Source organism: Psychromonas sp. SA13A (genome assembly GCF_011378715.1).
Lineage (GTDB): Bacteria > Pseudomonadota > Gammaproteobacteria > Enterobacterales > Psychromonadaceae > Psychromonas.
Genome location: NZ_WTKU01000033.1, coordinates 16,467 through 37,058 on the forward strand (window position 1 = coordinate 16,467; position 20,592 = coordinate 37,058).

The following is a 20,592-nucleotide window of genomic DNA, read 5'->3' on the forward strand; positions in this document are numbered from 1 at the left end:
AATAATTATTCAACCAAGCAGTTTATTAAATTTGAGTAATGTTTTAAGCAATCTGTCTAGTTTACGATCTAACATATTAAATGATAGGACCAATAATGATAGGTAATATGCTTTAGCCTTAAAAAAATTTAGCTATTTCAAGCTTATATTAACAAGTAAAATAGCTTCTAAAATTGTAAATATTGCGAGTATTGTTTCACGTGAAACAAAAAAGCTCAGTATAAACTGAGCTTTTTATAACAACGATTAACCATTTTAGTATTAATCGATAATATTATTTATAGCACCGACACATCGGCAACTTGTAAAAATAAGTTACGTAAACGGTTTAATAACGCTAAACGGTTATTTTTTACAGCTAAATCATCTGCCATTACCATTACATTATCGAAGAAAACGTCTACAGGCGTCTGTAGGCTAGCTAACTCAAATAAGGCTGACTCGTAGTCTCCGACTGAAAATAAAGGGCTTAGCTTGCTTTCTAGAGAGCCTAAAATTTCGACAAGTGCTTTTTCAGCGTCTTCTTGGAGCAATTCTTGACTAACTTCAAGGTTAATATCTTCGGTTACCTTAGCAAGAATGTTACTAATACGTTTATTTGCAGCAGCTATTGGAGCAGCTTCAGGTAACGTTTGGAACTTCGCAACCGCTTTGATGCGCTTTTCAAAATCTACAGGTTTGGTTGGACGACGTTCTAATACAGATTGAATTAACTCAACTGAATATCCATTTGCTTGATAAGTCGCACGGAAACGAGCAAATAAGAAATCAACAACATCATTAACGACGTTATCATTTGTTAATTTATCTGCGTACTCTGTTTTAGCTATTTCAACTAAATCGACAATATCTAAGTCCAAGTTTTTATCTGTAATGATACGCAATAGACCGATAGCAGCACGACGAAGTGCAAATGGGTCTTTATCACCCTTAGGCGCTTGACCAATACCAAATATACCCACCAGCGTATCTAATTTATCTGCTAGTGAAACGGCACAAGCAACTAAAGAAGTAGGCAGTTTATCACCAGCAAAACGAGGTAAGTATTGCTCATTTAACGCAACGGCAACATCTTCATGCTCACCATCAAAACGAGCGTAGTACATGCCCATCACACCTTGAACGTCAGGAAATTCCATTACCATCTCAGACATTAAATCTGCTTTTGATAATAAACCAGCTCGCTGTGCATGTTCTGGGTTTGCTTGAATACTAGTTGCTATTTTTTCAGCAACAGCACTGATTCGTTCAGATTTTTCTTTTAACGTGCCTAATTGCTTTTGGAATAATACAGTTGATAGCGATGCTAAACGGCTTTCTAATGTTTTCTTTTTATCTGTTTCAAAGAAAAATTCAGCATCCGCTAAACGAGGGCGTACTACTTTTTCATTACCAGAAACAACTTGCTTAGGATCTCGACTTACAATATTTGAGACAAAGATAAAGCGTGGTAATAAATTACCTTCTTTATCTAATACTGGGAAGTATTTTTGATTATCTTTCATAGTGTAAATAAGCGCTTCAGAAGGAACTGCTAAGAACTTTTCTTCAAACGATCCAACTAATGTAACGGGCCATTCGACCAAAGAAGTAACTTCTTCTAATAGCTCATCATCAATTGCAGCAACACCATTTTCATGGGCAGCAAGCGCTTCTACTTGTTCACGAATGATCGCTTTACGACGCTCATAATCAACAATAACTTTACCCGAATCATCTAATAACGATTCATATTGATCCGCATGTGATAGCGTTAACTCAGCTTCACCCATGAAACGATGTCCGCGAATAGTGCGATCTGAGGCAACACCTAATAATTCACCTTGAATTAATTCACTACCAAATAACATAGTTACGGTATGTACAGGGCGAATAAATTGCGTGCTTGCACTTCCCCAACGCATTGGTTTTGCAATCGGTAATTTAGCTAATGCTGATTCCGCAATAGCAGGGATCAGGCTGTTAATATGTTGCCCTTTTACCGCAGACTTAAATAATAGCCATTCACCTTTATCAGTGACTAAACGTTCAGCCTCTTCAACGGTAATACCATTAGAACGTGCCCAACCTTGGGCCGCTTTAGTCGCAACACCATTATCATCAAAAGCTACATTTACTGCTGGGCCACGTTTTTCAACGATTTTATCAGCTTGAGTCGCGACTAAATTAGTGACTACTACAGCTAAACGTCTTGGTGATGCTAACCAATTAACTTTTTCAAATGTTAATTCAGCTTTATTTAGTTCCGCTTCGATATTGCTAGCAAATGACTCAGCAAGTTTGCGAAGTGATTTTGGTGGTAACTCTTCGGTTCCCAACTCAATCAATAAATTTTCTTGTGACATTAAACTTGCCTCTATTAATTTAAATTTTTACAAAGTGGGAAACCAAGTGCTTCACGCTTAGCGTAATAAGCCTCTGCAACGGCTTTTGATAATGAACGCACACGTAATATATAACGTTGGCGCTCAGTAACAGAGATTGCATGACGAGCATCTAACAAGTTAAAAACATGCGATGCTTTCATTACTTGCTCATAAGCAGGTAACGGCAAGCTAGCTTCAATTAATTTTTGGCTATCTTTTTCACATTGATCAAATTGTGTAAATAATGCATCAACATCGGCATATTCAAAATTGTAGGTCGATTGTTCTACTTCATTTTGATGAAAAATATCACCGTAAGTCACTTTACCCATTGGGCCATCTGTCCATACGAGATCGTAGATACTATCCACACCTTGAACATACATAGCAAGACGCTCTAAACCATAGGTAATTTCACCGGTAACAGGAGAGCACTCAAGTCCACCCACTTGTTGGAAATAAGTAAACTGTGTCACTTCCATCCCGTTTAACCAGATTTCCCAACCTAGTCCCCAAGCACCTAACGTTGGTGATTCCCAGTTATCTTCTACAAAACGGATATCATGGATAGAGGTATCGATACCAATTTCTTCAAGCGATTGTAAATACAACTCTTGAATATTTTTAGGAGATGGTTTTAATACTACTTGGAATTGGTAGTAGTGTTGTAAGCGATTTGGGTTTTCACCATAACGACCATCAGTAGGACGGCGACAAGGTTGTACATAAGCGCTGCTCATTGGCTCAGGACCAATCGAACGTAAAAAGGTTTGTGGGTGGAATGTTCCAGCTCCAACTTCCATATCAAGCGGTTGAACTATTGCACAACCTTGGCGAGCCCAGAAGTCTTGCAATGCAAGAATCAGCCCTTGGAATGTTTTTGTATCGAATTTTTGCATGATTTAGGCTTCGAGTTGATTAAAAAAAATGAAATCTATTATACCTATTGGCGTCAATTATACCAATGGCAATAGCGCTATAACTCACTTTACAGGTTAATCTCAGAGAAGTAGATCAAACAAAATAGAATAATTTTAATACGAATCAGAAAGAACTTAACAATAACAAACAAAACAATTGAAAAGTTGACGATTCAAACGAGATAAAAGAAACCAATAATATAAAAAATATCGTTATCAATAAATAAAACGAGTATAAAAAGCAAATAATATGTAAGCGCTCACTTTTATCAATAAACCTATATAGACTGTGATGTTAATTTTATTTTAGCTGTTTTCATCAACTTTCCTAATAATACAATCACAACCGCACCGATCAAAACAGGGGTGACTAAAAAACTCCAACTTTGTGCTGATAACATAATGAGTATGGGATTTGCTCCTGCAGGAGGATGGGTGGTTTTTGTTAACAGCATAGCACTTACACCTAATCCGGTTGCCATTGCTAAATAGAGTGGACTTACACCAATAAATTGGACAAAAAAGATACCAATAAAAGCAGTGATTAAATGTCCAAAAATAACATTTTTAGCTTGTGCTAAAGGACTATCAGGTAGACCAAAAACAATCACGACAGTAGCACCAAAAGGAGCCATTAATAATGCAACATCAGATAAGTTTTGATCCATATACGATAACAAGCCAATCGCCAATGAAGCTCCGATTCCAGCTAAAAGTGGTAAAAATAATTTATTCATGTAAACTCCAAAAAAGGACAGACTTGTCCTGTTAAGGATAACTAAAGCGTATATAAGTTGTCAATTTATATAACGGATGATCTTAAATGAATAAAAAACGACAATTATTAATCGATACCGCCTTATCTCTTTTTTATAAGAAGGGCATTAATACGATTGGTATTAACGAAATATTACAAGTATCAGGTGTTGCTAAAAACACTTTATACAATCACTTTTCAAGCAAAGAAGAACTAATCCTTGCAGCACTTGAGCAGCGACATCAACTTTTCATGGAATGGTTAACAACTAAAATAAGGGCTGTAAATTCTAATAAAGAGCTTATTAAATGTTTATTTGATGCATTACAAAGCTGGTTTAATAATACTGACCCCGTACTAGGTAACTTTCGAGGTTGCTTTTTTATCAATAGCTCTGCTGAATTTAGTGATAAAAATGGTAAAATTTCACTCTTTTGCCTGCAACATAAAGAACAAATCCGTCACCTAATCGAACAACACTTAATTGAGGAAAATCCTCTCTTACTCGATGCAATATGTATCATGAAAGAGGGCGCAATCTCTGCTGCCTATGTTAGCAATGACCTGACTGTTACTAATAAAAGCATTACAATTCTTAATCAATTATCGACAAATTAAAGATATTGATTAGTTGTAAATAAAAAGCAGTGAGCTGTGGTAAACATAAGCGACCTATTAGATACTCATAACATTAAATATTTAAAGCGATCAAACTTTTACAATGCCTAATAAAATAAAAGAAAGTGATTTATATCAGCCAATTAAGAACTATCTACAATGTTTAGACTATGAAGTTAAGGGTGAGATAAAAAACTGCGATATCGTCGCTAAAAAGAATGAACAGATTATTATTGTAGAATTAAAATTAAATTTAAATATCACCTTGTTATTACAAGCGGTAGATAGGTTTAGTTTGTCTGATATCGTTTATATTGCAGTGCCCAAACAATGCTCGGTTTACAAGAAACAAAGTAAACAAGTTAAGAAGCTGATCAAGCGTTTAGCAATAGGTTTAATAGTGGTTGATATCCAACAAGATCAGCAATATGTGGAGGTTATATTTGACCCACAAGATTACATGCCACGCAAAAATAAACGTAAGCAAGATGCATTGTTAAAAGAGTTTAATCAACGTGTAGGTGATACACAAAAAGGTGGCTCTACACGCTCCAAAGCAGGTTTAACAGCATATAGACAACGTTGTATTCGTGTTGCAGAGTTTTTTCTATCACAACCAATAGCAAAAGGTATGCAGATCAACAAAGCAATTTCAGAACCACAGGCAACACGATTTTTAAGTGACGATTATTATGGTTGGTTTGAAAAAGTAGAAAGAGGTACTTATCAATTATCTAAAAAAGGAAAAACAGAGTTAGTAGAGTGGCAAGTTAAGTCTGCACATTTGATATTAAATGATTAATTAATATACAAATTAATTATTTAATCTTTAATCATTCATTTTTGTAGAATGTTTTGTAGCAAATTCAAATTCCATAAGGTATATTTACAATTGACAATTGTTTGATTGTTTAATAAAAATAAGGATATAAATATGAAACATATCGCAAAATTTGCTGTTGCAGCAGTAGCTGTTATTCTTCTTGCTGGTTGTACTGGTACTGTAACTAACCAATCTGGCACTTGTTCTGAAGATTACTTATTGGTTCCAGCACTGTCTATTCCAGGTGCAATCGGTGCTTGTGATAATCATTAATAATAAATTTTTATATCAAAAACGTATTCATCATTGAATACGTTTTTTTTTTAAATTAAATATCAGTCTGTTTATTAATAGATATATATAAATAAATAAAACCAATACCCTTTCTTTTAAATTACTTCAAAAAATAAAATTAACAGCCTATCTGTGATTATTTTGATCATCTTATATAACAACCTACCTTAATAATAAAGCCATATACGTGACCAATTAATACAGATTTCTTGATTTGCTAACTCAGACATTAATTTAAATAATATCAGCCAGTTATTTGTGGGTTATGAAATCAAATTAGATATGGAGTAGATAGGATTTGATAATGGATAATAGTATCTTAGAGTATGATAAATAAACTATTGATATAAAATACAATTGAATATTAAATATCAGTTACCAATCTCAAAATTAACAGCAATAAAAAAGGCGACCATATGGTCGCCTTTTTTTAACGAAAGTTTAAATATCTACTTACGTGTTAACTTAATCGCACGTAACTGTGCAACTGCTTGCGCAAGTTGTGCAGTAACCAGTGCAAAATCAATATCCTTAGAAGGATTTGACATTTGTGCTTCTGCTGCACGTTTAGCTTCTTCTGCTTTCGCTTTGTCAAGATCTTGACCACGAATTGCAGTATCGGCTAATACCGTAACACCACCTGGCTGTACTTCAAGAAAACCGCCTGAGATATAAATGACTTCTTCGCCACCATTTTGCTTAACTAATTGAACCATTCCTGGTTTAATTGGTGTCAGAAGTGGTGTGTGACCATGCATAATGCCTAGTTCACCTTCTTGACCAGATACTGATAAATGTGAAACTAATCCTTTAAATAAAGATTTTTCAGCACTTACAACATCTAAATGTGTGGTCATTGCTTTAGCCATAGTAACCTCCAGCTGTTACATTTTTTTAGCGTTTTCGACAGCTTCTTCAATTGCACCTACGTATAGGAACGCTTGCTCAGGAATGTCGTCGTATTCACCAGCAATTAAACCTTTAAAGCCAGCTAATGTGTCTTTAAGTGGTACGTAAATACCTGGGTCGCCTGTAAATACTTCAGCTACGTGGTAAGGCTGAGTAAGGAATTTCTCAACTTTACGTGCACGAGATACAATTTGCTTATCTTCTTCAGAAAGCTCATCCATACCTAGGATAGCAATGATATCTTTTAGCTCTTTATAACGCTGTAAGATACCTTGCACGCCACGTGCGATATCGTAATGCTCTTGACCAACAACAAGTGGATCAAGTTGACGAGATGTTGAATCTAACGGGTCAATCGCAGGGTATAGACCCATAGATGCGATATTACGGTTAAGTACAACTGTTGCGTCTAAGTGAGCAAAGGTTGTTGCCGGAGATGGATCCGTTAAATCATCCGCAGGTACGTATACCGCTTGGATAGAAGTGATAGAACCCGTTTTAGTAGAGGTAATACGCTCTTGTAAAACACCCATCTCTTCAGCAAGTGTTGGTTGGTAACCAACGGCTGATGGCATACGACCTAGTAGAGCTGATACTTCTGTTCCCGCTAGTGTGTAACGGTAGATGTTATCAATGAATAGAAGTACGTCTTTACCTTCATCACGGAAGCGCTCAGCCATTGTAAGGCCAGTCAGGGCAACACGTAAACGGTTTCCTGGTGGCTCATTCATTTGACCGTAAACCATTGCCACTTTTGATAATTCAGGTTTTTCAACGTTTACAACGCCAGCTTCCTGCATTTCAAAGTAGAAATCGTTACCTTCTCGAGTACGCTCACCAACACCAGCAAAAACAGACAAACCTGAATGTTTCAGTGCGATGTTATTGATAAGCTCCATCATGTTAACTGTTTTACCAACACCAGCACCACCGAACAGGCCGATTTTACCACCTCTTGCGAATGGGCAGATTAGGTCGATAACTTTAATACCTACTTCCAGTGTTTCATTTGATGCTGACTGCTCTTCATAAGAAGGAGCTGCACGGTGAATCTCGTATTGTTCATCAGAAACAACAGGACCACATTCATCAATCGGCTCACCCAATACATTCATAATACGGCCTAATGTAGCCGTACCAACAGGTACTGTGATTGCATGTTTAGTATCAGTAACTTCTAAACCACGACTCAAACCTTCAGAAGCACCCATAGCGATACAACGTACAACGCCGCCGCCAATTTGTTGCTGCACTTCCATTGTTAGGTTTTTCTCAGTCACGATCAGTGCACTGTATATATTCGGAACGCTTTCTTGTGGGAATTCAACATCCACAACAGCACCGATAATCTGTACGATTTTACCTGAACTCATTTCTGATCCTCTAAAATCTTTATTTTAAAATTATACCGCAGCCGCACCACCACAAATCTCAGATAGTTCCTGAGTAATTGCAGCTTGACGTGCTTTGTTGGCAACAAGTTGTAAATCTTCAATTAAGTCACTTGCGTTATCGGTTGCTGCTTTCATTGCAACCATACGTGAAACTTGCTCACACGCTAAGTTTTCCACTACTGCTTGATACACTTGAGATTCAACATAACGAACTAATAATGAATCTAAAATATCTTTAGCATCACCTTCGTAGATGTAATCCCAGTGATGGGCAGCAACTTCGTTATCACTTTCTGCTTTTGGCAGAGGTAATAACTGACTGATTGTAGGTACTTGTACCATGGTACTAACGAATTTATTGTTCACTATATACAAACGATCAAGGTCACCTGCATCATAAGCATCTAACATTACTTTTACCGAACCGATTAAATCATCGATTTGTGGTGCATCACCCAAAGCCGTAGCTTGAGCAACAATGTTAGCGCCTAAATTACCAAAGAAACTTTTTGCTTTAGAACCGACAATGGCTAAATCAACTTCAACGCCAGCTTCGCTGTGTTTTTTCATTTCTTGGATAACCGGTTTAAACAAATTAATGTTTAAACCGCCACATAAACCACGATCACTTGAAATGACAATATAACCAACACGCTTAATATCTCTTTCTTCAAGATAAGGGTGGTGGTATTCCAAGTTACCTAGTGCGATATGACCAATCACTTTGCGCATAGTAGTTGCATAAGAAAGACTGCTTTGCATGCGTTGTTGCGCACGACGCATCTTTGATGCTGCAACCATTTCCATGGCACCAGTGATTTTTTGAGTGTTTTTCACACTCGCGATCTTATTTCTAATTTCTTTATCGCCGGCCATTTCTTACTCCTAATTAATGCTAACTAACGACTTTCGCCGTTAATTAATTACCAGGTTTGCGTCGCAACAAAAGATTCTAAAAGAGACTTAAATTGCCCTTCGATTTCTTTGTTGTAATCACCAGATGCATTAATTTGAGCATAAAACTCAGCATGCTCATTTTTAGCGTAAGAGATTAAAGATGCTTCAAAGTCTAATACTTTTTCAACATCGACATCATTTAAGAAGCCTTTCTCTGCAGCAAATAGTGATAACGCTTGTTCAACAACTGACATAGGAGCATATTGTTTCTGCTTCATTAATTCAGTTACTTTTTTACCATGCTCAAGCTGTTTACGCGTAGCTTCATCTAAATCAGATGCAAACTGTGCAAACGCTGCTAATTCACGGTATTGCGCTAAAGCAGTACGAATACCACCAGAAAGCTTTTTAATCACCTTACACTGAGCAGCACCACCAACACGTGATACAGAGATACCTGGATCAACCGCTGGACGTACACCACTATTAAAGAGTTCAGTTGTTAAGAAGATCTGACCATCGGTAATAGATATTACGTTAGTCGGTACGAATGCAGATACATCGCCCGCTTGTGTTTCAATGATTGGTAATGCTGTTAATGAACCAGTTTTACCTTTCACTGCACCTTTAGTAAAGGTTTCAACGTAATGCTCGCTTACACGAGATGCACGCTCTAGAAGACGAGAGTGAAGGTAGAAAACATCACCAGGGTATGCTTCACGGCCCGGTGGACGTTTAAGCAATAGTGAAATCTGACGGTAAGCAACAGCTTGCTTAGAAAGATCATCATATACAATCAGTGCATCTTCACCGCGGTCACGGAAGTATTCTCCCATTGAACAACCTGCATACGGTGCAAGGTATTGTAATGCAGCAGCTTCAGAAGCAGATGCTACAACAACGATAGTATTTTCTAACGCGCCATGCTGTTCAAGTTTACGTACTACGTTTGCAATAGTTGACGCTTTTTGGCCAATCGCAACATAGATAGAGTATAAACCTGTAGATTTTTGGTTAATGATTGCATCGATTGCAATAGCAGTTTTACCTACTTGACGGTCACCGATGATAAGTTCACGTTGACCACGACCGATTGGAATCATTGAATCGATTGATTTCCAACCAGTTTGTACTGGTTGGTCAACTGATTTACGATCGATTACACCAGGTGCGATCACTTCAATTGGAGAGAAACCATCGTTTTCGATAGGTCCTTTTCCATCAATCGGCTCACCCATTGTGTTAACAACTCGACCAAGAAGACCTTTACCTACTGGTACTTCAAGAATACGACCAGTTGATTTTACCTTTTCACCTTCTTTAAGGTCACGGTAAGGTCCCATTACAACAGCACCTACCGAGTCACGCTCAAGGTTAAGTGCCATAGCAAAGCTACCATTTGGTAGTTCGATCATCTCACCTTGCATACATTCAGCAAGGCCGTTGATGCGAATAATACCATCGCTTACAGAAACGATTGTACCTTCATTTCGCGCTTCGCTTACCGCTTCGAATTTTCCAATTCGTTGCTTGATAAGATCGCTAATTTCAGTGGAATTCAGTTGCATGCTAACTTCCCATTAAGATTGTAAAGTATGTGATAAACGAGATAGTTGACCGCTAGCGGTGCTATCAATCACTAAATCACCGGCGGTAATAACCATCCCAGCAATTAACGATTTATCAATACTACAATTTAGGTTTACTTTTCGTGCGAGGCGTTTTTCCAACGATATACTCAACTCTTTTAATTGAACTTTAGACAGTGCATAAGCAGAGACAACATCAGCGTCGATCTCTTTTTTATACTCAGTTTCTAAATCAGAAAAAAGTTGTGTAATGCGAGGCAAAACACTCAAACGTCCATTTTCAGCTAATACTTTAATAAAGTTTTGACCATTCTCATCGAGTTGGTCTCCACAAACATTAAGAAACAGATCAGCTAACTCTTTTGGTGCTTTATCGCGTGTTAGTATCTTTGCCATGGTTGCATCTTGTGCAACTTCAGCGGCAAAAAACAGCATCGTAGACCAAGCTTCGATTTTGTTATTACTAACTGCAAATTCAAAAGCGGCTCTTGCATAAGGACGAGCTACAGTAGTCAATTCAGACATAACTTCGCTCCTTATAGTTCAGCAACTAATTTATCAATAATGTCGCTATTCGCTTCTTTATCAATAGTACGCTTAATGATTTTTTCAGCACCCGCAATAGCTAGAACAGCAACTTGTTGACGTAACTCTTCACGAGCACGATTACGTTCTGCTTCAACTTCCGCTTCACCTTGAGCAATAATTTTACTGCGCTCAGTTTCAGCTTCATTTTTAGCTTCTTCAACAATTTGTGTACGACGCTTATTAGCTTGATCGATAATTTCTGCCGCTTGTGCTTTAGCTTGTTTCAGCTTGTCAGCTGCTTTAGCTTGCGCAAGTTCAAGATCTTTTCCTGCACGTTCAGCTTGTGTTAGACCATCCGCAATTTTCTTTTGACGCGCTTCTATTGCGTCTAAAAGTGGTGGCCACACATACTTCATGCAGAACCAAACAAATATCGCAAATGCGATAGCTTGGCCAATTAGGGTTGCATTAATATTCATAACAGCTCCTTAGTAATTAAGTAAATTAGGATCCGTTATTAGCCCGCTAGTTGAGCTACAAATGGGTTTGCAAATGTGAAGAATAATGCAATACCAACACCGATCATTGCGATTGCATCGATAAGACCAGCAACGATGAACATTTTAACTTGTAACATAGGTGCCATTTCTGGTTGACGAGCAGCACCTTCTAGGAATTTACCACCTAAGATACCAAAACCGATAGCTGTGCCAGCTGCGCCTAAACCAATTAGAAGTGCTACAGCGATTGCAGTAAAACCTAATACTGTTTCCATGAAAAATTCTCCAAATAAAATTAAATTGTTTTATGTTTAAAAGTAATTACTTAAAAAGTAAAAGTTAACGTCATACCTAAATAATTAATGATCTTCATGCGCCATACTCATATATACGATAGTTAACATCATAAATATGAAAGCTTGTAGAACAATAATTAAAATATGGAATACGGCCCACGGAAAGTACAGTGGTAATTGCCAGTAACCCAGTAGTGCTATTAAAATAAAGATTAATTCACCAGCATATAGATTTCCGAATAAACGCAGTCCTAATGAAACAGGTTTCGCTAATAGCGTCACAGATTCAAGCAGGAAGTTTACAGGGATAAATGCCCAGTGGTTAAATGGTTGCATAGTCAGTTCTTTAACGAACCCACCGAAACCTTTTACTTTAACAGTGTAGTAAATGATTAAAGCGAATACACTCAATGACATACCAAGTGTTACGTTTAAATCAGTTGTAGGTACAACTTTAAGATAAGGTACTCCGATAGTTTGCGCAGCGATAGGTAGCAAATCAACAGGAACTAAATCCATTAGGTTCATTAAGAAAACCCAAACAAAAATAGTTAATGCTAAAGGTGCTATCAAGGCATTTTTGCCATGAAATGTATCTTTTACATTCTCATCTACAAAATCAATTACCATTTCGATGAAACACTGTAATTTACCAGGTACACCAACAGTAGAATATTTTGCAACACTACGAAACAACCAAAGAAATAATACACCGAGGCCTACTGCTACCAGTAGAGAATCGACGTGAAAAGTCCAAAATCCAGCATCATGCGCATTCCAACCACCATCAACACTCCATGTAAGGTTTGTTAGATGATGTTGAATATAACTTGATGATGTTAGAGCTTCACCTTGACCTGACATGTTTTATCCCATCGTTGTTATAAAAAAAGAAAGGCGCTAACCACTGTGAGGCAACCAGAAATGAGAATGAAATATAGAAAGCAGTTAGTGATAACAACACATATTTCAAAAACACAACAAACAGCAGCACAGTTAAAAAGAGTTTAATAGCCTCCCCTGCGTAAAACCCCCTAAGTACTTTTTTAGTTTGTCTAGCACCTGCGTGTGCAAATGCCATCAAAACAAAAATAAGGTTAGGAAGCAAAAAAGTGACTCCTCCAGCTAAGGCTGAATAACCAGACTTAATCGAAAAAAACACTGTTGAAACCAATGCAATAATTAGCATTAATAATAATTGAAAAGCCACCAATTTCAGCCCTGAAACCTGACCTTTTTTTGCTAGTTTATCAACCACTCTGATTTCCTTTTACTAGCTAATTCAAAGCATGAATAAATGATAAAAAATAATCAATTATTCGCCCAAATTAAAACCTGAGCAAATTATACCGACAAAAAATGTCAATGCAATATGGAGCGATGCGTTGAGGTAGTAGAATCGGAAAACTTTCATGATTATTTAATATAAAGCAGAGGAAACTGCATATGATCTAAAACAATAAAGTAACGAAAACCTTCGCTTTCCGTTATTTATTTTCTATTAATGTGATCAATGCATCTAAGTCTGTTATAGAACTGTAGTCTATGACTAATTTACCAGATCCATTTTTACTATTTTTAGCTGTTACTTTTAGACCAAATTTATTTTCTAAAGTTGTAACAAATAACTCAGTTTTTTCACAAAAAAGAGGAGGAGTTTTAACTTTCTCTGGTGCTTGCGATTTTTTAACTAATTTTTCAGTTTCACGTACACTTAATGCTTTGCTTACAACTATTTTAGCAAGATCAGATTGTAGCGTTCCCTCACAAACTAATAAAGCGCGAGCATGGCCCATCTCTAGATCGCCATGTTCTAATAATGTTTGAACATCTTCGTTAAGATTATTTAAACGGAGTAGGTTACTAACGGCAGTACGTGATTTTCCAACTGCTTGAGCAACTTCTTGGTGAGTTAATTCAAATTCATCAACAATGCGCTTTAAAGCAATCGCTTCTTCCATTGCATTAAGATTTTCACGTTGAATATTTTCAATCAAGGCAATCGCTATAGCTGCGTCATCTTCTACATTTTTTATTAAACAAGGAATAGATTCAAGCCCAACTATTTTTGCAGCTCGCCAACGACGTTCGCCTGCAATAATTTCAAATTTTTGATGACCGGTCTCACGAACTACAAGGGGTTGAATAATACCTTGAGCATGAATAGAGTTAGCTAATTCTTGTAATGCATCCGATGACATATCTCGACGAGGTTGGTATTTACCAACTTGCAACTTATTAATATCAATGTCTTGTAAGGCACCTTGATCTTGATTAATACGCTGCTGCGTCTGTTCTGCATTCGCATCATGTGAGACTTGCTTATTACGCGTGACGGTACTGCTGCTTAATAATGAATCCAGTCCCTTACCTAAGCCTCTTTTTTTGCCTAACATATTAAATAACTTCCTGTTCTGTACTAATAGATTGCTCTTCACGCCTTAAAATTTCACCTGCTAAAGATAAATATGCTCTTGCTCCGGTAGAATTTTTATCATAATACATTACCGGCTTACTAAAGCTAGGCGCTTCAGCTAAGCGAATATTACGTGGAATAATAGTACGGTAAACTTTATCACCAAAATGCTTCTTTAATTGATCAGATACATCTGTAGATAATCGATTACGAGGATCGTACATAGTGCGTAAAATGCCTTCGATTTTTAGATCAGCATTAACCACAGCTGCCAGTTTACTAATCGTATCAACTAATGCCGTTAAACCTTCTAACGCATAGTATTCACATTGCATAGGCACCAACACTGAATCAGCAGCCGTCATTGCATTTACGGTCAACATATTGAGAGAAGGGGGACAATCTATAAATATATAATCATAAATATCCCTAGCGCCTTCTAGAGCTGTTCTTAAACGTGTTTCGCGCGAGAAAAAAGTCATTAATTTAACTTCAGCTGCAGTAACATCACTATTAGCTGCGACTAAATCAAAGCCTCCCGTCGTTTCAGACTCAATCACTTGAGCAAGGGGAAGCTCATCAATTAAAAGATCATATGCGGTATGAGCAACTTCATATTTATCAATCCCGCTGCCCATGGTTGCATTACCCTGGGGATCAAGATCAATAATCAAAACTTTACGTTTAGTGGCAGCCATTGAAGCCGCTAAGTTAACACAAGTAGTCGTTTTACCAACGCCACCTTTTTGATTTGCAATCGCTATTATTTTACCCACAAAAACCTACTTAATATGTATTTGAGTGATTACGATACACGCTTAACTTTGACTAAACAGCGTTCACCATCTAATTGTGGGACTTGTAATGTAACCGACTCAATAAATTTAAATTTTGAATCTAAATTATTAACTTCAGATTCAGGATATTGCCCTTTAAGCGCTAAAAAGTGACCACCTGTATTAGGTAAGTGGTAACACCAAGATAACATATCTTCTAATGATGCAAAGGCACGGCTTAAGACACAGTCAAAACCAGTTTCAGGTCGATATTCTTCAACTCGGCTTTGTACTATCTCTACATTTTTTAACCCTAAACTGAGGATCGCTTGTCGAATAAAACGTAAACGTTTTCCTAAGCTGTCTAATAAAACAAAGTTTTTATCAGGATTTAATATCGCTAACGGTAGACCTGGTAAACCCGGTCCAGTTCCAACATCAATAAAGCTATCTCCCTGCAAATGAGGTGATACGACTATACTGTCCATAATATGTTTGACAAGCATTTGTGATGGATCGCGTACAGAAGTGAGATTGTACGCTTTATTCCACTTTGCTAACAACTCAACTAACTGTACTAATTGAGATACTTGTTGATCCGTAATGACAAGATCTGTTTGCGCAATAAGCGCATCTAACTGAAGTCGTAAACTCATTAACCGGCCTTACGACGAACGCCGCTTTTCTTTAAATGTATCAATAAAATAGAAATAGCAGCTGGGGTGATCCCAGATACGCGCGATGCTTGACCAATACTTTCAGGTTTTAAATCATTTAGCTTCGCAGTTACCTCATTAGATAATCCCTTGATCTCTGAATAATCTAGATCTTTTGGTAAGAGTGTATCTTCATGGCGTTTTAGTTTTGCTATCTCATCAAGCTGACGATCAATATAACCTTGGTATTTGATATTAATTTCAACTTGCTCTGCTGCAATAGGATCGCTAATAGCAGGTCCTAACCCATCAACTTTCATCAATGTTTCATAAGTAACTTCTGGTCGACGGATCATCGCTTCCAATGTACTTTCACGTTGCATTGGTTTTTTTAATAATTCATTAATTTTATCTGCATTGATAGAGTTAGGATTAACCCATTGATTTTTTAGTCGAGCTAATTCTGTTACAACTAATTCCTGTTTTTTACTAAAGGCTTCCCATCGAACGTCATCAACTAAACCTAACTCTCTGCCTTTTTCTGTTAAACGTGTATCAGCATTGTCTTCACGCAATAACAATCGATATTCAGCACGGCTGGTAAACATACGATAAGGTTCTTTGGTACCTAATGTCGACAAGTCATCAACTAATACGCCGATATAAGCTTGATCTCGTCGAGGAGCCCAGCCTTCTTTGTCTTGTACCTGTAAACCTGCATTCATTCCGGCTAATAAACCTTGTGCAGCAGCTTCTTCATAACCCGTTGTACCGTTGATTTGGCCTGCAAAGAATAAACCATCGATATATTTGCTTTCTAGTGTTGATTTAAGATCTCGTGGATCAAAGTAATCATACTCAATGGCATAACCAGGACGAGTGACAAAGGCATTTTCAAAACCTTTCATCGATTGAATAAAAGCGAGTTGTACATCAAAAGGTAAACTTGTAGAAATACCATTAGGATAAACTTCATGTGTTGTTAAACCTTCAGGCTCTACAAATATTTGATGCGAATTTTTATCAGCAAAACGCATTATTTTATCTTCGATAGAAGGGCAGTAACGAGGACCAACACCTTCAATAACACCTGAATACATTGGACTTCTGTCTAAATTAGCTCGAATGATGTCATGCGTTTTTTCATTCGTATGAGTGATATAACAAGGGATTTGACGAGGATGCTCTGTGCGATTACCTAAAAATGAAAATACAGGTGTTGGATTATCACCGTGTTGAACTTCTAAACCTGAAAAATCAATACTACGAGCATCAATACGAGCGGGTGTTCCTGTTTTTAAACGACCCATGCGTAATGGCATCTCTTTTAAGCGATCCGATAACGTGATCGAAGCAGGATCACCTGCGCGTCCACCGCTATAATTTTTTAAACCAATATGGATCAAACCATTTAAGAATGTACCAACAGTCAACACAACTGACTTAGCTGAAAAGCGTACACCCATCTTGGTGATCACACCCGTTACGCGATCATTTTCGATGATTAGATCTTCCACTTCTTGTTGGAATATCTGTAAGTTTTCTTGATTTTCTAACTTTTCACGAATAGCTGCTTTGTACAAAAGACGATCTGCTTGCGCACGTGTTGCTCGTACAGCTGGACCTTTACTTGAGTTAAGCGTTCTGAACTGAATACCACCTTTGTCGATAGCTGATGCCATTAAACCACCTAAAGCATCAATTTCTTTAACTAAGTGTCCTTTACCAATCCCACCAATAGCGGGATTACATGACATTTGACCTAATGTTTCAATATTGTGAGTCAGTAACAGGGTCTTTAATCCCATTCGAGCAGGCGCAGCAGCAGCTTCAGTTCCTGCATGGCCACCGCCAATAACGATAACGTCAAATTGTTCATGGTAAATCATAATATTCCAAATACAGCTATATAAAATTAAAGTTAGATTTTACCCGTTTAAAAAATAAAGGAAAGCAACAAGGTTGTTTTAACAGAAAACAATAGTATTAGTATTATATATAGATCTTTAAAGATCTTTTATTACTATACTTATTAAGCAATTGAATTTCTGTGTAAAACAACTTTAAATGATTAAAGATCAGGATCTTAAAAGAGATCCGATCGTGTGCATAATAGGGGATCTTAATGCGATCAACCTGAGTATAGAAAGACACCTTATCAACAGGCCTATTTATGCACATTTTTATAAAGTGATTACGCAAAACTAATTCAGCAGTTATAAATGAATTATGCACAGAAACTTGTGGGTAACTTATCAATTAAATAGCTAAAGAATTAAGATCTTTTATCCATAAAGGGATCCAATCTTCAATTTGGTCCTCTGGGATCGGTGATTCAACAACGTCAATATTGAAGATATTACCTAATCGAAGCGCACCTTTTTCATGTAACAGAAGATCGAAGTGCTTTGCTGCATAACAATAAGTGTCGTAATTCGAGTCACCAACACCGATTAAGCCAAAATGAATGTTAGACAAATCATCCGAAATGTTATTAATCTGTTCTACTATCTGTTTAAAGTTATCTGGGTAGTCACCTGCGCCATGTGTTGCTAAACAAACTAACCATATGCTTTCTTCTTCTATATTCAATATGGTCAAATCTGGAGAGAAGTGAACTTGGGTGCTAAAACCAGCTTCTTCTAAAAAAGGTTGGGTAGCCTCTGCAACATACTCTGTCCCACCCAATGTACTACCTACTAATATGTCTATATTAATCACAATATTTTCTCTCTCTATATAAGAACAAAACAACAAACAATGAATTTATGAAATAGCATCTCATTATAACGGGTATATATGTTCAATATAGTGCGTTATTAGTATGAAAATAAAGCAAATTGTTCGCTAAGTAATCATTCAATATAATAATCACAAAAAACACTAATTAATACTTGCTAATGTGATCTGAGTCCCTATAATGCGACCCCACAGACACGGGGTGTAGCGCAAGTTACCCAGCGAGTTTGAGAATAGTTATTAACGTATTAACGCTTCGTAGTTCGCTTCGAAATTAAGTTAAATTAAAACGTTGACAATGTTCGAAAGGCGCGTAATATACGCCGCCTAGCCGAAAGGCACGCTCTTTAACAATTTAATCAAACAATCTGTGTGAGCACTTGTTGTTGATGTGATTTCAAAAAAATCAAAGTCCTTTCTTGTAAAGGCAACATCAATAATAGTGACACACGAATTAATTCATTAATTCAGAATAACAATCGTTGTTTATTTATAAGCAACAATAGTTTTAGTCAGTAGTATTGAGTCGCAACTTAGGTTGCAAATTAAACTTTAAATTGAAGAGTTTGATCATGGCTCAGATTGAACGCTGGCGGCAGGCTTAACACATGCAAGTCGAACGGTAACAGAGAATAGCTTGCTATTTTGCTGACGAGTGGCGGACGGGTGAGTAATGCTTGGGAATATGCCTTATGGTGGGGGACAACAGTTGGAAACGACTGCTAATACCGCATAACATCTCCGGATCAAAGTGGGGGACCTTCGGGCCTCACGCCATAAGAGTAGCCCAAGTGGGATTAGCTAGTTGGTAAGGTAATGGCTTACCAAGGCGACGATCCCTAGTTGGTCTTAGAGGATGACCAGCCACACTGGAACTGAGACACGGTCCAGACTCCTACGGGAGGCAGCAGTGGGGAATATTGCACAATGGGCGCAAGCCTGATGCAGCCATGCCGCGTGTGTGAAGAAGGCTTTCGGGTTGTAAAGCACTTTCAGCGAGGAGGAAAGGTTGTACTTTAATAGAGTGCAGCTGTGACGTTACTCGCAGAAGAAGCACCGGCTAACTCCGTGCCAGCAGCCGCGGTAATACGGAGGGTGCGAGCGTTAATCGGAATTACTGGGCGTAAAGCGCGCGTAGGCGGTTAATTAAGTCAGATGTGAAATCCCAGGGCTCAACCTTGGAACTGCATTTGAAACTGGTTAACTAGAGTTTTGTAGAGGGTGGTAGAATTTCAGGTGTAGCGGTGAAATGCGTAGAGATCTGAAGGAATACCAGTGGCGAAGGCGGCCACCTGGACAAAGACTGACGCTGAGGCGCGAAGGCGTGGGGAGCAAACGGGATTAGATACCCCGGTAGTCCACGCAGTAAACGATGTCTATTAGAATTTTGTGGCTATATGCCGTGGGATTCAAAGCTAACGCATTAAATAGACCGCCTGGGGAGTACGGCCGCAAGGTTAAAACTCAAATGAATTGACGGGGGCCCGCACAAGCGGTGGAGCATGTGGTTTAATTCGATGCAACGCGAAGAACCTTACCATCCCTTGACATCCAGAGAATCTGTTAGAGATAGTAGAGTGCCTTCGGGAACTCTGAGACAGGTGCTGCATGGCTGTCGTCAGCTCGTGTTGTGAAATGTTGGGTTAAGTCCCGCAACGAGCGCAACCCTTATCCTTATTTGCCAGCGGGTTATGCCGGGAACTCTAGGGACACTGCCGGTGATAAACCGGAGGAAGGTGGGGACGACGTCAAGTCATCATGGCCCTTACGGGATGGGCTACACACGTGCTACAATGGCAAATACAAAGGGCTGCTCACCAGCGATGGTATGCGAATCTCCTAAAGTTTGTCGTAGTCCGGATCGGAGTCTGCAACTCGACTCCGTGAAGTTGGAATCGCTAGTAATCGTGGATCAGAATGCCACGGTGAATACGTTCCCGGGCCTTGTACACACCGCCCGTCACACCATGGGAGTGGGCTGCACCAGAAGTCATTAGCTTAACCCTTCGGGGATGGCGATGACCACGGTGTGGTTCATGACTGGGGTGAAGTCGTAACAAGGTAGCCCTAGGGGAACCTGGGGCTGGATCACCTCCTTACGTAAAGAAACACAT

The 20,592-nt window shown here is 38.1% G+C and carries 20 protein-coding genes and 1 rRNA gene; 4 read left to right on the forward strand and 17 right to left on the reverse strand.

The features are described from left to right. Window positions 1-278: 278 nt before the first annotated feature. The 3 genes from glyS to GQR44_RS18745 form a co-directional block, all read right to left on the reverse strand. Window positions 279-2,345, reverse strand: coding sequence for a glycine--tRNA ligase subunit beta (gene glyS / locus GQR44_RS18735; protein ID WP_166373194.1), 2,067 nt, complete (start codon window positions 2,343-2,345; stop codon window positions 279-281). Between the two features lie 14 nt (window positions 2,346-2,359). Beyond that, entirely contained in the window at window positions 2,360-3,265 is a 906-nt protein-coding gene (gene glyQ, locus GQR44_RS18740; protein ID WP_028869415.1) for a glycine--tRNA ligase subunit alpha, read from the reverse strand. A gap of 299 nt (window positions 3,266-3,564) precedes the next feature. Then, on the reverse strand, window positions 3,565-4,023 hold the full coding sequence (locus GQR44_RS18745) for an HPP family protein (protein WP_166373195.1): 459 nt from the start codon (window positions 4,021-4,023) through the stop codon (window positions 3,565-3,567). Between the two features lie 86 nt (window positions 4,024-4,109). Here GQR44_RS18745 and GQR44_RS18750 point away from each other — a divergent pair, with 86 nt between their 5' ends. The 3 genes from GQR44_RS18750 to GQR44_RS18760 all read left to right on the forward strand — a co-directional run bounded on the left by GQR44_RS18750 (window position 4,110) and on the right by GQR44_RS18760 (window position 5,757). Beyond that, window positions 4,110-4,661: a TetR/AcrR family transcriptional regulator gene (locus tag GQR44_RS18750; protein ID WP_166373196.1), complete on the forward strand. Its 552-nt coding sequence runs from the start codon at window positions 4,110-4,112 to the stop codon at window positions 4,659-4,661. Window positions 4,662-4,764: 103 nt separating this feature from the next. After that, complete coding sequence (locus GQR44_RS18755) at window positions 4,765-5,463, forward strand: DUF2161 family putative PD-(D/E)XK-type phosphodiesterase (protein WP_166373197.1); 699 nt, start codon at window positions 4,765-4,767, stop codon at window positions 5,461-5,463. Between the two features lie 132 nt (window positions 5,464-5,595). Then, window positions 5,596-5,757, forward strand: a complete 162-nt coding sequence (locus GQR44_RS18760) for a DUF4223 family protein (protein WP_166373198.1) — start codon at window positions 5,596-5,598, stop codon at window positions 5,755-5,757. 470 nt (window positions 5,758-6,227) lie between these two features. On the opposite strand, the gene GQR44_RS18765 is transcribed toward GQR44_RS18760, so the two are convergent. From GQR44_RS18765 to mioC, 14 genes are all read right to left on the reverse strand, one after another. Continuing rightward, entirely contained in the window at window positions 6,228-6,647 is a 420-nt protein-coding gene (locus GQR44_RS18765) for a F0F1 ATP synthase subunit epsilon (RefSeq protein ID WP_028869419.1), read from the reverse strand. Window positions 6,648-6,662: 15 nt separating this feature from the next. Continuing rightward, window positions 6,663-8,060, reverse strand: a complete 1,398-nt coding sequence (gene atpD, locus GQR44_RS18770) for a F0F1 ATP synthase subunit beta (protein WP_025565305.1) — start codon at window positions 8,058-8,060, stop codon at window positions 6,663-6,665. A gap of 30 nt (window positions 8,061-8,090) precedes the next feature. Continuing rightward, window positions 8,091-8,957 (reverse strand): F0F1 ATP synthase subunit gamma, encoded by an 867-nt coding sequence (gene atpG, locus GQR44_RS18775; protein WP_166373199.1) that lies wholly within the window; start codon window positions 8,955-8,957, stop codon window positions 8,091-8,093. Window positions 8,958-9,004: 47 nt separating this feature from the next. Beyond that, window positions 9,005-10,546: a F0F1 ATP synthase subunit alpha gene (atpA, locus tag GQR44_RS18780; protein WP_028869421.1), complete on the reverse strand. Its 1,542-nt coding sequence runs from the start codon at window positions 10,544-10,546 to the stop codon at window positions 9,005-9,007. Between the two features lie 12 nt (window positions 10,547-10,558). Then, window positions 10,559-11,092 carry a F0F1 ATP synthase subunit delta gene (gene atpH / locus GQR44_RS18785; RefSeq protein WP_166373200.1) on the reverse strand — a complete coding sequence of 178 codons (534 nt, stop codon included), beginning with the start codon at window positions 11,090-11,092 and terminating at the stop codon, window positions 10,559-10,561. Window positions 11,093-11,103: 11 nt separating this feature from the next. Next, on the reverse strand, window positions 11,104-11,574 hold the full coding sequence (atpF, locus tag GQR44_RS18790; protein WP_166373201.1) for a F0F1 ATP synthase subunit B: 471 nt from the start codon (window positions 11,572-11,574) through the stop codon (window positions 11,104-11,106). A gap of 38 nt (window positions 11,575-11,612) precedes the next feature. Then, the gene (gene atpE, locus GQR44_RS18795) at window positions 11,613-11,870 is read right to left on the reverse strand and encodes a F0F1 ATP synthase subunit C (RefSeq protein WP_025565310.1); all 258 of its coding nucleotides are present in this window, start codon (window positions 11,868-11,870) and stop codon (window positions 11,613-11,615) included. Between the two features lie 84 nt (window positions 11,871-11,954). Next, a complete protein-coding gene (atpB, locus tag GQR44_RS18800) occupies window positions 11,955-12,755 on the reverse strand; it encodes a F0F1 ATP synthase subunit A (protein WP_166373202.1) in 801 nt (266 codons plus the stop codon). After that, window positions 12,739-13,149: an ATP synthase subunit I gene (locus GQR44_RS18805; RefSeq protein ID WP_166373203.1), complete on the reverse strand. Its 411-nt coding sequence runs from the start codon at window positions 13,147-13,149 to the stop codon at window positions 12,739-12,741. Before GQR44_RS18805 ends, atpB begins: the two co-directional genes overlap by 17 nt. A gap of 229 nt (window positions 13,150-13,378) precedes the next feature. Continuing rightward, a complete protein-coding gene (locus GQR44_RS18810) occupies window positions 13,379-14,287 on the reverse strand; it encodes a ParB/RepB/Spo0J family partition protein (RefSeq protein WP_166373204.1) in 909 nt (302 codons plus the stop codon). A gap of 1 nt (window position 14,288) precedes the next feature. Beyond that, window positions 14,289-15,083: a ParA family protein gene (locus GQR44_RS18815; protein ID WP_166373205.1), complete on the reverse strand. Its 795-nt coding sequence runs from the start codon at window positions 15,081-15,083 to the stop codon at window positions 14,289-14,291. Between the two features lie 29 nt (window positions 15,084-15,112). Further along, on the reverse strand, window positions 15,113-15,739 hold the full coding sequence (gene rsmG, locus GQR44_RS18820; RefSeq protein WP_166373206.1) for a 16S rRNA (guanine(527)-N(7))-methyltransferase RsmG: 627 nt from the start codon (window positions 15,737-15,739) through the stop codon (window positions 15,113-15,115). Next, entirely contained in the window at window positions 15,739-17,628 is a 1,890-nt protein-coding gene (mnmG, locus tag GQR44_RS18825; protein WP_166373207.1) for a tRNA uridine-5-carboxymethylaminomethyl(34) synthesis enzyme MnmG, read from the reverse strand. The genes rsmG and mnmG overlap by 1 nt, the downstream gene beginning before the upstream one ends. Before the next feature lie 370 nt (window positions 17,629-17,998). After that, window positions 17,999-18,460 carry an FMN-binding protein MioC gene (mioC, locus tag GQR44_RS18830; RefSeq protein WP_166373208.1) on the reverse strand — a complete coding sequence of 154 codons (462 nt, stop codon included), beginning with the start codon at window positions 18,458-18,460 and terminating at the stop codon, window positions 17,999-18,001. Window positions 18,461-19,032: 572 nt separating this feature from the next. Here mioC and GQR44_RS18835 point away from each other — a divergent pair. Further along, window positions 19,033-20,577: ribosomal RNA gene (locus GQR44_RS18835) — 16S ribosomal RNA — on the forward strand. Window positions 20,578-20,592: the final 15 nt, after the last annotated feature.

Coding starts and splice junctions, on each gene's coding strand:
- GQR44_RS18755 (WP_166373197.1), top strand. CDS start 4,765: ATGCCTAATAAAATAAAAGAAAGTGATTTATATCAGCCAATTAAGAAC.
- atpD (WP_025565305.1), bottom strand. CDS start 8,060: ATGAGTTCAGGTAAAATCGTACAGATTATCGGTGCTGTTGTGGATGTT.
- atpH (WP_166373200.1), bottom strand. CDS start 11,092: ATGTCTGAATTGACTACTGTAGCTCGTCCTTATGCAAGAGCCGCTTTT.
- rsmG (WP_166373206.1), bottom strand. CDS start 15,739: ATGAGTTTACGACTTCAGTTAGATGCGCTTATTGCGCAAACAGATCTT.
- GQR44_RS18745 (WP_166373195.1), bottom strand. CDS start 4,023: ATGAATAAATTATTTTTACCACTTTTAGCTGGAATCGGAGCTTCATTG.
- glyQ (WP_028869415.1), bottom strand. CDS start 3,265: ATGCAAAAATTCGATACAAAAACATTCCAAGGGCTGATTCTTGCATTG.
- GQR44_RS18750 (WP_166373196.1), top strand. CDS start 4,110: ATGAATAAAAAACGACAATTATTAATCGATACCGCCTTATCTCTTTTT.
- atpA (WP_028869421.1), bottom strand. CDS start 10,546: ATGCAACTGAATTCCACTGAAATTAGCGATCTTATCAAGCAACGAATT.
- GQR44_RS18760 (WP_166373198.1), top strand. CDS start 5,596: ATGAAACATATCGCAAAATTTGCTGTTGCAGCAGTAGCTGTTATTCTT.
- GQR44_RS18765 (WP_028869419.1), bottom strand. CDS start 6,647: ATGGCTAAAGCAATGACCACACATTTAGATGTTGTAAGTGCTGAAAAA.
- atpF (WP_166373201.1), bottom strand. CDS start 11,574: ATGAATATTAATGCAACCCTAATTGGCCAAGCTATCGCATTTGCGATA.
- atpE (WP_025565310.1), bottom strand. CDS start 11,870: ATGGAAACAGTATTAGGTTTTACTGCAATCGCTGTAGCACTTCTAATT.
- mnmG (WP_166373207.1), bottom strand. CDS start 17,628: ATGATTTACCATGAACAATTTGACGTTATCGTTATTGGCGGTGGCCAT.
- GQR44_RS18810 (WP_166373204.1), bottom strand. CDS start 14,287: ATGTTAGGCAAAAAAAGAGGCTTAGGTAAGGGACTGGATTCATTATTA.
- atpB (WP_166373202.1), bottom strand. CDS start 12,755: ATGTCAGGTCAAGGTGAAGCTCTAACATCATCAAGTTATATTCAACAT.
- glyS (WP_166373194.1), bottom strand. CDS start 2,345: ATGTCACAAGAAAATTTATTGATTGAGTTGGGAACCGAAGAGTTACCA.
- atpG (WP_166373199.1), bottom strand. CDS start 8,957: ATGGCCGGCGATAAAGAAATTAGAAATAAGATCGCGAGTGTGAAAAAC.